This window comes from Streptomyces fulvoviolaceus, from assembly GCF_000718165.1.
GTDB lineage: Bacteria > Actinomycetota > Actinomycetes > Streptomycetales > Streptomycetaceae > Streptomyces > Streptomyces fulvoviolaceus.
In genome coordinates this window covers 1-14,853 of sequence record NZ_JOEY01000062.1, presented here as the reverse complement: position 1 = coordinate 14,853, position 14,853 = coordinate 1, and the positions used below count along the sequence as shown (strand labels likewise).

Annotated in this window: 10 protein-coding genes and 3 pseudogenes; 12 read left to right on the top strand and 1 reads right to left on the bottom strand. The window is 68.8% G+C overall.

Annotated elements, in window-relative coordinates:
• Positions 1-5 precede the first annotated feature (5 nt).
• Complete coding sequence (locus tag IG08_RS0145235; protein WP_420823319.1) at positions 6-791, top strand: DUF4118 domain-containing protein; 786 nt, start codon at positions 6-8, stop codon at positions 789-791.
• Between the two features lie 23 nt (positions 792-814).
• Here the strand turns inward: IG08_RS0145235 and IG08_RS0145230 are convergent, their stop codons facing one another.
• A complete protein-coding gene (locus tag IG08_RS0145230) occupies positions 815-1,345 on the bottom strand; it encodes a hypothetical protein (RefSeq protein WP_030617881.1) in 531 nt (176 codons plus the stop codon).
• Between the two features lie 226 nt (positions 1,346-1,571).
• Here IG08_RS0145230 and IG08_RS0145225 point away from each other — a divergent pair.
• The 11 genes and pseudogenes from IG08_RS0145225 to IG08_RS0145175 all read left to right on the top strand — a co-directional run.
• Positions 1,572-2,414: pseudogene (locus tag IG08_RS0145225) on the top strand (APC family permease); the annotation flags it as partial.
• Positions 2,415-2,560: 146 nt separating this feature from the next.
• Positions 2,561-4,213 (top strand): IS21 family transposase, encoded by a 1,653-nt coding sequence (gene istA, locus IG08_RS0145220; protein WP_052425157.1) that lies wholly within the window; start codon positions 2,561-2,563, stop codon positions 4,211-4,213.
• Complete coding sequence (istB, locus tag IG08_RS0145215) at positions 4,210-5,004, top strand: IS21-like element helper ATPase IstB (RefSeq protein ID WP_030617874.1); 795 nt, start codon at positions 4,210-4,212, stop codon at positions 5,002-5,004. Before istA ends, istB begins: the two co-directional genes overlap by 4 nt.
• A gap of 49 nt (positions 5,005-5,053) precedes the next feature.
• On the top strand, positions 5,054-5,509 hold the full coding sequence (locus IG08_RS0145210; RefSeq protein WP_052425156.1) for a hypothetical protein: 456 nt from the start codon (positions 5,054-5,056) through the stop codon (positions 5,507-5,509).
• Positions 5,510-5,651: 142 nt separating this feature from the next.
• Positions 5,652-6,656, top strand: a pseudogene (locus IG08_RS0145205) (amino acid permease); the annotation flags it as partial.
• Between the two features lie 233 nt (positions 6,657-6,889).
• Positions 6,890-6,979 (top strand): K(+)-transporting ATPase subunit F, encoded by a 90-nt coding sequence (gene kdpF, locus IG08_RS56515; protein WP_016434100.1) that lies wholly within the window; start codon positions 6,890-6,892, stop codon positions 6,977-6,979.
• Positions 6,980-6,987: 8 nt separating this feature from the next.
• Positions 6,988-8,526: pseudogene (kdpA, locus tag IG08_RS61875) on the top strand (potassium-transporting ATPase subunit KdpA); the annotation flags it as partial.
• Between the two features lie 27 nt (positions 8,527-8,553).
• Positions 8,554-10,653 carry a potassium-transporting ATPase subunit KdpB gene (gene kdpB, locus IG08_RS61870; RefSeq protein WP_043456777.1) on the top strand — a complete coding sequence of 700 codons (2,100 nt, stop codon included), beginning with the start codon at positions 8,554-8,556 and terminating at the stop codon, positions 10,651-10,653.
• 5 nt (positions 10,654-10,658) lie between these two features.
• Positions 10,659-11,327 (top strand): potassium-transporting ATPase subunit C, encoded by a 669-nt coding sequence (locus tag IG08_RS0145185; RefSeq protein WP_030617861.1) that lies wholly within the window; start codon positions 10,659-10,661, stop codon positions 11,325-11,327.
• A gap of 115 nt (positions 11,328-11,442) precedes the next feature.
• A complete protein-coding gene (locus IG08_RS0145180; RefSeq protein WP_030617858.1) occupies positions 11,443-12,126 on the top strand; it encodes a response regulator in 684 nt (227 codons plus the stop codon).
• A 2-nt stretch (positions 12,127-12,128) separates the two neighbouring features.
• On the top strand, positions 12,129-14,690 hold the full coding sequence (locus IG08_RS0145175) for a sensor histidine kinase (RefSeq protein ID WP_052425155.1): 2,562 nt from the start codon (positions 12,129-12,131) through the stop codon (positions 14,688-14,690).
• Positions 14,691-14,853 lie beyond the last annotated feature (163 nt).

Here is a 14,853-nt window from a genome sequence, read left to right as displayed (position 1 = left end):
GCCTGATGAGTATCGGAACCGGCACATGGCGGATGCCGCACCGCACGGGCGGCACCCGCGTCGCCAGGCGCGTCCGGCCGCTGACGGACCAACTCGCCCTGACGGCGGGCCTGCTCGTCCCCTTCCTGGTGGCGCTCGCGCTCGTTCCGTTCCGCACGGACGTGTCACACACGAACGGGGCGCTGATCCTCGTGGTCGTGGTCGTCGCAATCGCCGCGCTGGGCAGCCGTACGGCGGGCGTAGTTGCGGCGCTCTCGGCGGCGGCCTGGTTCGACTTCTTCCTCACCCGGCCGTATGAGACGTTCGACATCACCGCGTCTGCGGACATCGAGACGGCGGTGCTACTGCTGGTCGTCGGTGTGATCGTCTCCCAACTCGCCGCCCGTGCCCGCCGTCTGGAGGTCGTCACGGTGACCGATGCGGACCATCTGGCCCGGATCCACCGGACGGCTGACCTCGCCCGATCCGCCAACTCGGCGGACACCGTTGTCGACCACGTCCGGGGCGAACTCGTCGAGGTGCTGGGGCTGCACGCCTGCCGCTTCGAGTACGGCACGCTGCTGGGACGGCCGTCGCGCCTGCTCAAGGACGGGAGCGTGACCGGTGGGCGCGGCTGGGCGCAGGACGAGGTCGAGTTGCGGGCGTACGGCAACGGCCACTACCTCGGCCGGTTCATGCTCACCCCGGGCCCGGGACCCGTGCCGCCGCTCCAGGCCCGGCTGGTCGCGGTGACCCTGGCGGATCAGACGGGCGCGGCCCTGGACACTGCGGGGCCGGCCGGGAAGGGATGAATTCCCAGCTGACTCCGGGGGCGTCATTCCAGTCCGGAGACTTTGAAGACGGCGTGGGCGGTCTCGTGGTCGATGCGCCGGGAGAGGAGGCGCAGCACGGTCGCCCCGCACAGCAGCGTGCCGTCGGCCGCAGCCTTCTGGGCGCCCGCCTCCAGACGGAACCACAACGGCGGGTTCCGCACCAGCACTTCGGGGTCGATCTCCACCCGGCCACCGAACGCGTCCCGCAGCACGAGCCGTTGGGAGACGCCGTCGAGGCAGCGGACGGACACCAGCAGATCCGTACGGACACGTCGCTCGCGCAGCAACCGACGCGTGGACAGCCAGTCCTCGCCAGCCCGAACGCGGGCGGGACACAGCGCGAGGAAGAGGAGCATCGCCAAGGTGACCCACAGGGCGCCGCGCCAGAGCGTGAGCCGGCCCGTGCCCCGGTCGAGCAGGAGCAGCAGGACCAGCAGCACGCCGGCGCAGCGCACCGAGTCCCGCACGTCCCGCGCCCAGCGGAGGTCGTACGCCACGTCAGCGGGGCCGCGCGCGCCGTTGCGGGGTGCCATGACGGTGACCGTAGGGATCCGGAAGGCTGGATCGCCTCCTTTTTGACGCCACTCTGACGGCTCTGTCACCTGGATCACATCACCGTCAAGGTCCCGTCAAAGTCGGCCGCTTCGGTGCGAAGAAACCGCCAAGGACGGTCGGCCTCGGCCGGAAACGGACCCACCCTGAGTGCACCGCGCGCACCTCAGCTCTCGTGCGCGGCCCTGGAAGAAGGAGCACGCACCGATGTCCGTCCTGACCCTTGAGCCGGGCGCGACCCCCGCCGACGAAGAGCCGCCCGATACCAGCGAACGCCACCGGCTCACCGCCGTCACCGGCCTGGCCGCCCTCTCGCTCGACGCGATGGCGTCGGTGGCCTACGGCCCGGAGGCGATCGTCCTCGTCCTCGCCGCGGCCGGCGGGCACGGCCTCGGTTTCACGCTGCCGGTGACGCTGGCCATCGCGGGTCTGCTGGCGGTGCTGGTCGCCTCGTACCGGCAGGTGATCGCGGCCTTCCCGGACGGCGGCGGGTCGTACGCCGTCGCCAAGACCCACCTGGGCGCGCGCACCAGCCTGGTGGCGGCCGCCTCACTGGTCCTCGACTACGTCCTGAACGTCGCTGTCGCCGTCACGGCCGGTGTGGCCGCCCTGACCTCCGCCTTCCCGGCCCTCTACGCCGACCGGTTGTGGCTGTGTCTGGCGGTGCTGGTGCTGATCACGGCGGTGAACCTCCGGGGCATCGTGGAGTCGGCGAAGGCATCCATCGGGCCGACCGTCGTCTTCGTCGGCTCGATCTTCGTGCTGATCGTCGTGGGTCTGTTCCGGTCCGAGCCGGTGAGTACGACGACTGCGGCGGGCCACGCCTCGGTGCTGGCCGGCAACGCCACCAGCGTGGGCGCGCTGCTCCTGCTGAAAGCTTTCGCCTCGGGGTGTTCCGCTCTCACCGGCGTCGAGGCCCTCGCGAACGCCGTCCCCTCCTTCCGCGTCCCGCGCGTCAAGCGCGCCCAGCGTGCGGAGGTCGCCCTCGGTGCTGTCCTCGGCGTGATGCTGATCGGCCTGTCGGTGCTGATCTCCCGCTTCCACCTCCAGTGGCTATGTGCGTGAGTAGCGACAGCGGCTGTCGGTCAGTGACGACAGCACCCGGTCTTGTCGGGGAGCGGTATCGCTGAGTTTTGACACCACCTGGGTGCTTGCGGTGGGAGCATCGAAGTGCTCTGCGTGGTGAGGGGGCGTGGATGCCGCCGAAGTCCAAAGTCGATCTGTACGCGGCGATCCGCCGTGATTCCCGGGCGGGGCTGTCGAACCGGGCTCTGCAGAACAAGTACGGGGTGGGCTTCCGCACGGTGCAGAAGGCGCTGACCTCGGTCTGGCCGGAGCCGCGCAAGAAGCTCCCGCCGCGCAAGACGCGCCTGGACCCCTATAAGGGGCTGGTTGATCAGATGCTGCGGGCGGATCTCACCGCGCCGCGAAAACAGCAGCACACCGCCAAGCGGATCTTTGACCGGCTGGTTGCGGAGTACGGTGCGGTCGACATTACATACGGGATCGTCCGTGCCTATGTTGCCGAGCGTCGCCAGGAGATCCGGATCGCGGCGGGCCGGGGCATCGCGAAGGCGTTCGTGCCGCAGTCCCACCGGCCGGGTGCCGAAGCGGAGGTCGACTTCGGGGACGTGACGATCCGTCTGGCCGGCCAGCAGGTCAAGTGCTGTCTGTTCTCCTTCCGCCTGTCGTACTCCGGCAAGGCGGTGCACCGGGTCTCGGCCTCCGGCGGCCAGGAGGCGTTCTTCGAGGGGCACGTCCACGCTCTCAGCGTGCTCGGCGGGGTGCCGACCGGCAAGGTCCGTTACGACAACCTCAACTCGGCCGTCGCCCAGGTGCTGGGCTTCAACCGGGCCCGGGTGGAGACCGAACGGTGGACCGCGTTCCGCTCGCACTTCGGCATCGAGGTCTTCTACTGCCGTCCGGGCATCGAGGGGGCTCACGAGAAGGGCGGGGTGGAGGGGCAGATCGGCTACTTCCGCCGCAACCACTTCGTGCCCGTTCCCGAGGTCGGCTCGCTGGCCGAGCTGAACGCGATGGTCGACCGCTGGGACGAGGAGGACGATGCCCGGCGGATCCGTTCCCGGCCGCGGACGGTCGGCGAGTACTTCGCCGCGGAACGGCCGTTGCTGAAGCCGTTGCCGGTCGAGCCGTTCGAGACGGGCCGGCTGTTCGCGCTGCGGGTGGACCGCTACAGCCAGATCAGCGTCCGCACGAACCACTACTCGGTGCCGGTGCGGCTGATCGGAAGACGGGTGCGGGTGATACTGCACGCTTCCGAGCTGGTGGTCTACGACGACGGCGTCGAAGTCGCCCGGCACGAACGGCTGATGACCAAGGCCGGGTCCCGACTGGTACTCGATCACTATCTGGAGGCGCTGGTGCGCAAGCCGGGAGCCCTGCCCGGATCGACCGCGCTGGAACAGGCCCGTTCCGCAGGGAAGTTCACCCCGGTCCACGACGCCTGGTGGGCCGCTGCCTGCAAGGCCCACGGCGACCGGGACGGCACGAGAGCACTGATCGAGGTCCTGCTGCTGAGCCGGCACATGCCCCACGAGCATCTGGTCGCCGGGCTCGCCGCGGCCCTGCGGGCTGGAGCGATGACCTCGGACGCGGTCGCGCTGGAGGCCCGCAAGGCGGCAGAGGCGGACGACGCCTTGACCCTGGTGCTGTCCGAACCCGCGGAACCGGACCGGTTCCGGCAGCCGAAGGTCACCTCGCTGACCGAGCGGAGGCTGACGCACCTGCCCCCGGACACCCGGCCGCTGCCCTCGGTGACCGTCTACGACCAGTTACTGCGACGACGCCGGCCGGGCGGCCGGCCCGACCCCGAGGAAGAAGAGCCGTGAATGCCAAACGCCACCGCGGACTGACCGAGCAGGCCGCCGACGCGGCCATCGAAGCATCCTGCAAGGCCCTGCGACTGCCCACGATCCGCAGCCAGTTCACCGACATCGCCGAGGAGGCCGCGAAGGGCCAGATGACCTACCGCGGATTCCTCGCGGAACTGCTGCTGGCCGAGTGCGACGACCGGGCCCGCCGACGCTCCGAGCGCCGGATCAAGGCCGCCTCATTCCCCCGGGAAAAGTCCCTTCGGCAATTCGATTTCGAAGCCAACCCGAACATCGATCCGGCCGTGATCCACACCCTCGCGTCCTGCGAAAGGGTGAAGAAGGGACTTCCGCTCTGCCTCATAGGAGACTCCGGAACAGGAAAGTCCCACCTGCTGATCGCGCTCGGCACCGAAGCCGCGATGGCCGGCTACCGGGTGAAGTACGTCCTGGCCACCAAGCTGGTCAACGAGCTGGTCGAGGCCGCCGACGAGAAGCAGCTGACCAAGACGATCGCCCGCTACGGACGCGTCGATCTCCTCGCGATCGACGAGTTGGGATATATGGAACTCGACAAACGCGGCGCCGAGTTGCTGTTCCAGGTTTTAACCGAACGGGAGGAAAAGAACAGCGTCGCCATTGCCTCCAACGAAAGTTTTGGAGGCTGGACAAAGACCTTCACGGATCCGCGGCTCTGCGCGGCCATCGTCGACCGTCTCACCTTCGGCGGGAACATCATCGAGACCGGCACCGACTCCTACCGCCTCGCCCAGACCCGGGCTCGAGCGGAACAGAATCCCGCGAGCTGACACCAGCACAACAGATGAGGCACCGTTCCCACGCATCGACGGAGGGCTGATGAGCGCTCTTTCCCGTTCCAACGCCGATCAGAACAGCGGGCTGGAGATCACCATCGCCCTCACTCCATTGGAGACCGAGGCGATCGGCGAGGACGCCACTTTGATGGCCGAGATTCTCGACAACTGTCTGTGGGCCATGGGCATGCTTCGCACCGGGATCAACTCCCGCGACCGGGGCGCACCTGCACCAACTCCCGGCGACTGGGCCTCGGCTCTCCGCGGCCTCGACCGGCTACCACCACGCGTCCAGGGCATCTGCGAAGCACTGATCCGAGCCCATGCCGCCGCGAACGGAAAGCTCGAGCATCTGGCCAGCGCCACAAACGTCAGCACGACGGCCGCACAGGACCGCCGCGCGACGGTCACCCATGAGCCCCCCGGAACCTGGGAACAGTGGGCGGCGACTGTCCGCACGCCACGCCCGACCGACAACGATGCAGGCGCCCACGCCTGACCGCTCCTACACGCATCAGTACGCCGAGGACGCTGCCACGAGCACAGTGGTGTCAAAACTCATCGACACGATCCGCCTCAGCGATCGAGAACTGCTGTCAGAACTCATCGACAAACGCTGTTACTCGTCACCGACAAAGCCACTCCAGCCGGTCGAGGGCGTGACCGTCCTCGCCCAGCTAGCGGACGCCTCACTGGGACACAACTGGGCTTTCTACGTCATCCAGTTCGCCACGATGATCCTGCTGGCGTTGTCGGCGAACACGTCCTTCGGCGGGCTGCCGGTGCTGCTGAAGCTCCTTGCCCGCGACAACTATCTCCCGCACGTCTTCGCCCTGAAGGCTGACCGTCAGGTGCACCGGCACGGAGTGCTGGCCCTGGCCGTGGTCTCGGCGGCGCTGCTGGTGTTCTCCGGCGGCGACACCAACACCCTTGTACCCCTGTTCGCGATCGGAGTCTTCGTCGGCTTCACCATCGCGCAGGTGGGCATGGTCCGGCACTGGTGGCTCGAACGCAGGGCAGGGTGGCAGGGCAAGGCGCTGCTCAACGGCTTCGGCGCACTGCTGACCGGTGTGGCGACCATTGTCGTGACGGCGAGCAAGTTCGAGGAGGGCGCCTGGCTGGTCGTGGTCGCGCTCCCGCTGCTGGTGGCGGCCTTCGTCGCTGTGCACCGCGCCTACGCCCGCATCGGGGAGAGTCTGGGCCTGGGGCGGATCCCTGAGCCCCCGCACCGCGAGCGTTCCCTGGTGATCGTGCCGGTGTCGTCCCTCTCCCGCCTGACGTCCGAGGCACTGACCGCGGCCGCCTCCCTGGGCGACGAGGTGCGCGCGGTCACCGTCTGCTACCCCGACCCCGAGGACCGGGGCGCGCTGCATGCGCTGGAGCGCTCCTGGGCGGAGTGGGATCCCGGGGTACCGCTGGTCCGGCTGTCCTGCGAGCACCGCAGCCTGGGCCGCCCCATCGCCGCGTACGTCCGCGAGGTCACGGCGGCGGAGCCGGCCACCCAGGTCACCGTCCTGATCCCGGAGTCGGAGCCGGAGCGGCTGTGGCAGCGGCTGCTGCAGAACCAGCGGGGCGCGGTCGTCGCCCACGCCGTGCGGCGGGAGACGGACGCGGTCATCTGCCGACTGCGCTTCCGCCTGCTGTAAGAGCCCGTCGTAAGCGTCGCCGTAAGAGTCCCGTCAAAGGTGCGGGCACTGCCGTAAGGGAGTCGTCAACGGCCGACCGAATCCGGCCAGGTGCGGGGTTTCCTCTATCTGTCCGCTTCTCTTCCGAACCTCTTCTAGCTCTAGGAGTTCGCGATGGCCGATCTGGCCTTCGTTGTCACCACGATCGCGGTGTTCGCGCTGGTGGCCCTCGTCGCCAAGGGGGTGACGAAGCTGTGACCGCCGAGAACATCGTCGGCCTGGTCGTGGCCGTCGCCCTGCTGGGCTATCTCGTCCTCGCCCTGATCTTCCCGGAGAGGTTCTGAGTCACGACATGGGTCCCGTACTGGCCGGCGTCCTCCAGCTGCTCGCGCTCATCGGCGCGCTGGCCCTCGCCTACATCCCCCTGGGCAACTACATGGCCAAGGTCTACTCCTCCGACAAGCACCTACGCGTCGAGAAGTGGATCTACAAGGGCATCGGCGCCAACCCGAACACCGAGATGCGCTGGACCGCGTACCTGCGGGGTGTGCTCGCCTTCTCGGTCGTGAGCGTCCTGTTCCTCTACCTGCTCCAGCGGCTCCAAGGCCACCTGCCCGGCTCGCTCGGCTTCAAGGCCATCGACCCGGACCAGGCGTTCAACACCGCCGTCTCCTTCGTCACGAACACCAACTGGCAGTCGTACTACGGCGAGCAGGCCATGGGCCACGTCGTGCAGACCGCCGGTCTGGCCGTGCAGAACTTCGTCTCCGCGGCCGTCGGCATCGCGGTGGCGGTGGCTCTCGTACGAGGATTCGCGCGCTCCCGCACTGGTGAACTCGGCAACTTCTGGTCGGACCTGGTGCGTGGTGTCGTACGCATCCTGCTGCCGCTCTCCGTCGTCGCCGCGATCGTCCTGGTCGCCTGCGGTGCGATCCAGAACTTCTCCGGCATCCACGAGGTCGGGCAGTTCATGGGCGGCTCGCAGCAGTGGAACGGCGGCGCGGTCGCCTCGCAGGAGGCCATCAAGGAGATCGGCACGAACGGCGGCGGCTACTTCAACGCCAACTCCGCCCACCCCTTCGAGAACCCGACCCCGTTCACGAACCTCTTCGAGATCTTCCTGCTGCTGGTCATCCCGTTCGCCCTGACCCGCACCTTCGGCATCATGGTCGGCTCCATCAAGCAGGGTTACGCGATCCTCGCCACCATGGGCACCATCTGGCTCGGCTTCATCGCGTTGATGATGTGGACCGAGTTCGCCCACCACGGCCCGGCGCTCCAGATCGCGGGCGGGGCGATGGAGGGCAAGGAGACCCGTATCGGGGTCGGCGCCTCGTCGATCTTCGCGGTGTCGACCACCCTGACCTCGACCGGCGCGGTGGACTCCTTCCACTCGTCCTACACCGGTCTCGGTGGCGGCATCACCATGCTGGGCATGCAGCTCGGTGAGATCGCGCCGGGCGGTACCGGTTCCGGCCTCTACGGCATGCTGGTCATGGCGGTCATCGCGGTGTTCATCGCCGGGCTGATGGTCGGCCGTACGCCCGAGTACCTGGGCAAGAAGATCGGCACCCGTGAGATCAAGTTCGCGGCCTGTTACATCCTGATCACGCCGGCGCTGGTGCTGATCCTCGCCGCCGCCGCGATGGCCTTGCCGACCCCGGGCAACTCGATGACGAACTCGGGGGCGCACGGCTTCTCCGAGATCCTGTACGCCTACACCTCGGCCGCGAACAACAACGGTTCGGCCTTCGCCGGTCTGAACGCGGACACCCAGTGGTTCAACAGCACGCTGGGGCTGGCCATGGTGCTGGGCCGTTTCCTGCCGATGGTGTTCGTGTTGGCGTTGGCCGGATCGCTCGGTGGGGCCGCTGGCCGAGGGGCTGGCGTCATGACCACTCGTACGGAAAGCGAAGAGATGTCCACAGGCACTCCGACCCGGGCGCCGCACAGCGATGTACCGACTGGGCACAAGCCCGCCGAGGGCCGCGTGGGAGCGGGCCTCTTCGACCCCAAGCAGCTGCTCAAGTCGCTGCCGGACGCCTTCCGCAAGCTCGACCCGCGGGTGCTGGTCAAGTCGCCCGTGATGTTCGTGGTGTGGATCGGCTCCGTGCTGACCACCGTCTTCTCCTTCAAGGACCCGGGCGACTGGTTCGGCTGGACGATCAGTGCCTGGCTGTGGCTGACCGTGCTCTTCGCCAACCTGGCGGAGGCGGTCGCCGAGGGCCGGGGCAAGGCGCAGGCGGACACGCTGCGCAAGGCCAAGACCGACACCGTGGCGCGGCGGCTCGTGGGGGACCGGGAGGAGCAGGTGCCGGGCACCGAGCTGAAGATCGGTGACCTGGTCGTCTGCGAGGCCGGCGACATCATCCCCGGCGACGGTGACGTCGTCGAGGGCGTCGCCTCGGTCGACGAGTCCGCCATCACCGGCGAGTCGGCACCGGTCATCCGGGAGTCCGGCGGCGACCGCAGCGCCGTCACCGGCGGCACGAAGGTGCTGTCCGACCGCATCGTCATCAAGATCACGACGAAGCCGGGCGAGACCTTCATCGACCGGATGATCAACCTGGTCGAGGGCGCGGCCCGGCAGAAGACGCCGAACGAGATCGCGCTGAACATCCTCCTGGCGTCCCTCACCATCGTCTTCCTGCTCGCGGTGGCGACCCTGCCCCCGTTCGCCGACTACGCGGGCACCCACCTCACGATGGTCGTGCTGGTCGCCCTGCTGGTCTGCCTCATCCCGACCACGATCGGCGCGCTGCTCTCCGCGATCGGCATCGCGGGCATGGACCGGCTGGTGCAGCGCAACGTGCTGGCCATGTCGGGCCGTGCGGTCGAGGCCGCCGGTGACGTGTCGACCCTGCTGCTCGACAAGACCGGCACCATCACCCTCGGCAACCGCCAGGCCTCGGAGTTCGTGCCGGTGCGCGGTACGACCGAGGCCGAGTTGGCGGATGCCGCGCAGTTGTCGTCGCTGGCCGACGAGACGCCCGAGGGCCGCTCCATCGTCGTACTGGCGAAGGAGAAGTACGGCCTGCGCGAGCGCCACCAGGGCGAGTTGGCCGGTGCCGAGTGGATCGCGTTCACCGCCCAGACCCGGATGTCGGGCGTGGACGTCGACGGGCGCAAGATCCGCAAGGGCGCGGCCGGATCGGTTGTCGCCTGGGTGACGGAGCAGAGCGGCGAGGTGTCCGAGGACGCCGGCGCGCTCACCGACCGGATCTCCGAGGCGGGCGGCACGCCGCTGCTGGTCGCCGTCGAAGACGCGGAAGGCGCACGGGTGTTGGGCGTCATCCACCTTAAGGACGTCGTCAAGGAGGGCATGCGGGAGCGGTTCGACGAGCTGCGCCGCATGGGCATCAAGACCGTCATGATCACGGGCGACAACCCGCTGACCGCCAAGGCGATCGCCGAGGAGGCGGGCGTCGACGACTTCCTCGCGGAGGCCACCCCCGAGGACAAGATGGCCCTCATCAAGCGGGAGCAGGCGGGCGGCAAGCTCGTCGCGATGACCGGAGACGGCACCAATGACGCCCCCGCCCTCGCGCAGGCCGATGTCGGCGTGGCGATGAACACCGGTACATCGGCCGCCAAGGAGGCCGGCAACATGGTCGACCTCGACTCCAACCCGACCAAGCTCATCGAGATCGTCGAGATCGGCAAGCAACTCCTCATCACCCGGGGCGCGTTGACCACGTTCTCCATCGCCAACGACGTCGCGAAGTACTTCGCGATCATCCCGGCGCTGTTCGCGGCGGTCTACCCCGGCCTGGACAAGCTCAACATCATGAACCTGTCCTCGCCGGACTCCGCGATCCTGTCCGCGGTCATCTTCAACGCGCTGATCATCATCGCGCTGGTACCACTGTCGCTGAAGGGTGTGCAGTACCGCCCGGTCAGCGCGGACAAGATGCTCCGGCGCAACCTCACGATCTACGGCATCGGCGGCCTGATCGCCCCCTTCGTCGGCATCAAGCTCATCGACCTGCTCATCTCCCTCATCCCCGGGATCGGCTGAAGGCCATGAACAACTCCGTAACCAACACCGTCCGGTTGCTCGGGGCGGGCCTGCGCGCCCTCCTCGTGCTGACCCTGGTGACCGGGGTCATCTACCCGCTGGTCGTCACCGGCATCGCCCAGGGGCTGTTCAGCGACCAGGCGAACGGCTCCGAGATCAAGGCGGACGGCAAGGTCGTCGGCTCGTCCCTGATCGGGCAGTCGTACAACCTGCCGTTGAAGAAGGGACAGGAGACCCCGGAGCCGGACCTGAAGTGGTTCCAGGGGCGCCCGCAGAACGGCCTGGGCACCAACAGCGTCAACACCCAGTACAAGCTGATCCTGTCCGGCGCCACCAACCGGTCCGCCGACAACAAGAACCTGATCGACTGGGTGACGGCCGCCAAGGCCGCCGTCGTCAAGGACAACTCGGTGACCGGTTACACGGTGAAGCCGTCCGAGGTGCCCGCCGACGCGGTGACCTCCTCCGGATCCGGCCTGGACCCGGACATCTCCCCGCAGTACGCGGACATCCAGGTCCACCGGATCGCCGAGAAGAACGGCCTGTCCGTCGCCCAGGTCCAGAAGCTGGTCGAGGACCACACCGAGAGCCGCACCCTGGGCTTCATCGGGGAGCCCCGGGTGAACGTCCTGGAACTCAACATCGCGCTCAAGGAACTCCTGGCGAAGAGCTGATGGCGTTACACGACCCACAGGGGAGTTGGCGGTCCGGGAGCGATCCGGGTCCGCCGACTCCCGCAGTCATGAAGCCGGTACGGCCCGACGACGTACGACAGGAAGGCGCACGCCCATGACACGGGTGCTGGTGGTGGAGGACGACCCGCAGCTCGTACGGGCCCTCATCATCAATCTCCAGGCACGCCAGTACGGGGTCGACGCGGCCCCCGACGGCGCCACCGCGCTCCGGCTCGCGGCCGCCCGTCAGCCCGACGTGGTGATGCTCGACCTCGGGCTGCCCGACATGGACGGCGTCGACGTCATCAAGGGCCTGCGCGGCTGGACCCGCGTACCCATCCTGGTGCTGTCCGCCCGACAGGGGTCCGACGAGAAGGTCGCCGCCCTCGACGCGGGCGCCGACGACTACATCACCAAGCCGTTCAGCATGGACGAGCTGCTCGCCCGGCTGCGGGCCGCCGTCCGCCGCACCGAGGAGGTACCGCTCGCCCCCGGGACGACGCTCGTCGAGACGGCCGACTTCACCATCGACCTGTTGGCCAAGAAGGTGCACAGGGGCGGTGGCGACATCCGGCTCACGCCCACCGAGTGGCATCTGCTGGAGATCCTGGTCACCAACCCGGGACGGCTGATCTCCCAGAAACAGCTGCTCCAGGAGGTCTGGGGCGTCTCCCAGAGCACCAAGACCAACTACCTGCGGGTCTACATGGCCCAGCTGCGGCGCAAACTGGAAACGGATCCAGCCCACCCCCGCTATCTCATCACCGAGCCCGGCATGGGCTACCGCTTCGAAGGATGAACATGGCACGCGGCAAGCTCCGGATCTACCTCGGCGCGGCACCGGGCGTCGGCAAGACCTACGCCATGCTGTCCGAGGCGCACCGCCGTGTGGAGCGGGGCACCGACTGCGTGGTCGCCTTCGTGGAGCACCACCACCGGCCGCGCACCGAGGTGATGCTGCACGGTCTGGAGCAGATCCCGCGTCGGGAGTTGGAGTACCGGGACGGCGTCTTCACGGAGATGGACGTGGACGCGGTCCTGGCGCGCCGCCCCGATGTGGCGCTCGTGGACGAGCTCGCCCACACCAACGTGCCCGGCTCACGCAACGAGAAGCGCTGGCAGGACGTGGAGGAGCTGCTGGCCGCCGGGATCAACGTCGTCTCCACGGTGAACATCCAGCATCTGGAGTCGCTCGGCGACGTCGTGGAGTCGATCACGGGCGTACGGCAGCGGGAGACCGTGCCGGACGAGGTCGTACGCCGGGCCGACCAGATCGAGCTGGTCGACATGTCCCCGCAGGCGCTGCGCCGCCGTATGGCGCACGGCAACATCTACAAGCCGGACAAGGTCGACGCGGCCCTGTCGAACTACTTCCGGCCCGGCAACCTCACCGCACTGCGCGAGCTGGCGCTGCTGTGGGTGGCCGACCGGGTCGACGCCTATCTGACCGAGTACCGCAGTGAGCACAGCGTCTCCACCATCTGGGGCTCGCGGGAGCGGATCGTCGTCGGGCTCACTGGGGGCCCCGAGGGACGGACGCTGATACGGCGCGCGGCCCGGCTGGCGGAGAAGGGCGCGGGCGGCGAGGTGCTCGCCGTCTACATCTCCCGCAGCGACGGCCTGACCGCGGCCTCTCCGAAGGAACTGGCCGTCCAGCGCACCCTCGTCGAGGACCTCGGCGGTACCTTTCACCACGTCGTCGGCGATGACATATCCGTCGCGCTGCTCGACTTCTCGCGTGGGGTGAACGCCACCCAGATCGTGCTGGGCGTCTCCCGCCGCAAGGGCTGGCAGTACGCCTTCGGCCCGGGTGTCGGCGCCACGGTCGCCCGTGACTCCGGACCCGACCTCGACGTTCATCTGATCACCCACGACGAGGCCGGAAAGGGGCGCGGACTCCCGGTCAACCGGGGCGCACGCCTCGGCCGGTCCCGTCTGATCTGGGGCTGGCTGGTCGGCCTCGGCGGCCCCGTCCTGCTGACCTGGCTGCTGAGTAGCGTGTCCCCGGACGTGGGGCTCGCCAACGACATGCTGCTGTTCCTGACGATGACGGTGGCGGCGGCCCTGCTGGGCGGGCTCTTTCCCGCGCTGGCCTCGGCTGCGGCCGGTTCCCTGATCCTGAACTGGTACTTCACCCCGCCCGTCCACACCTTCACGATCGCCGACCCGAAGAACATCGTCGCCATCGTGATCTTCGTCGGCGTCGCCGTCTCCGTGGCTTCCGTCGTCGACCTGGCCGCCCACCGCACCCACCAGGCCGCTCGCCTGAGGGCGGAGTCGGAGATCCTCTCCTTCCTGGCCGGCAACGTCCTGCGCGGCGAGACCAGCCTGGAAGCGCTGCTCGACCGGGTCCGCGAGACCTTCGGCATGGAGTCGGCGGCCCTGCTGGAAAGGGAGAGCGAGCTGGCGCCCTGGACCTGCGCGGGCAGCGTCGGCCCGCGGCCCTGCGCCACCCCCGACGAGGCGGACGTCGACGTGTCGGTCGGCGACCACATGGCACTGGCGCTGACCGGACGGGTCCTGCCCGCCGAGGACCGGCGGGTGCTCGCCGCCTTCGCCGCCCAGGCCGCCGTTGTCCTGGACCGCCGGCGCCTTCGGCAGGAGGCCGACCAGGCCAAGGAACTGGCCGAGGGCAACCGCATCCGCACCGCCCTGCTCGCCGCCGTCAGCCACGACCTGCGCACCCCGCTCGCCGGGATCAAGGCCGCGGTCACCTCCCTGCGCTCGGACGACGTCGAGTGGTCCGAGGAGGACCAGGCGGAGTTTCTGGAGGCCATCGAGGAGGGCGCCGACCGCCTCGACCACCTCGTCGGCAACCTCCTCGACATGTCCCGGCTGCAGACCGGCACGGTCACCCCGATCATCCGCGAGACCGACCTCGACGAGGTCGTGCCCATGGCGCTCGGCGGGGTGCCCGAGGACAGCGTGGAACTCGACATCCCGGAGACGCTGCCCATGGTCGACGTCGACAAGGGGCTCCTGGAACGGTCCGTCGCCAACATCGTCGAGAACGCGGTGAAATACAGTCCGGCGGACACCCCGGTGCTGGTGTCGGCGAGCGTCATCGCGGACCGGGTGGAGGTGCGCGTCGTGGACCGCGGTCCGGGCGTCCCCGACGAGGCCAAGGGCCGCATCTTCGAACCCTTCCAGCGCTACGGTGACTCGCCGCGCGGCACCGGCGTCGGCCTAGGTCTGGCGGTCGCCCGCGGCTTCGCCGAGGCAATCGGCGGCACCCTCGACGCCGAGGACACACCTGGTGGGGGCCTCACCATGGTGCTGAGCCTGCCGCGGGCGGCGAGCCTCCCCTTCGACACCGGAATCGGACCTGCCGGCCGCGGCCACGTCCTGAGGGCAGAAGCGTGAAGAGGGGCCCTTCGAGTCACTTGGGGTCCCCTTCCCATGGGAGTGGTGCGGACCGAGGCAGGACGTAGTTGCCTATCGGCAGGTGCGGCTCGATCAACGCCTATTGCTCATCGGCGAGTCGCCTGCGCGCCACAACACATGCCATGGCTGGGCGGGGCGGGGC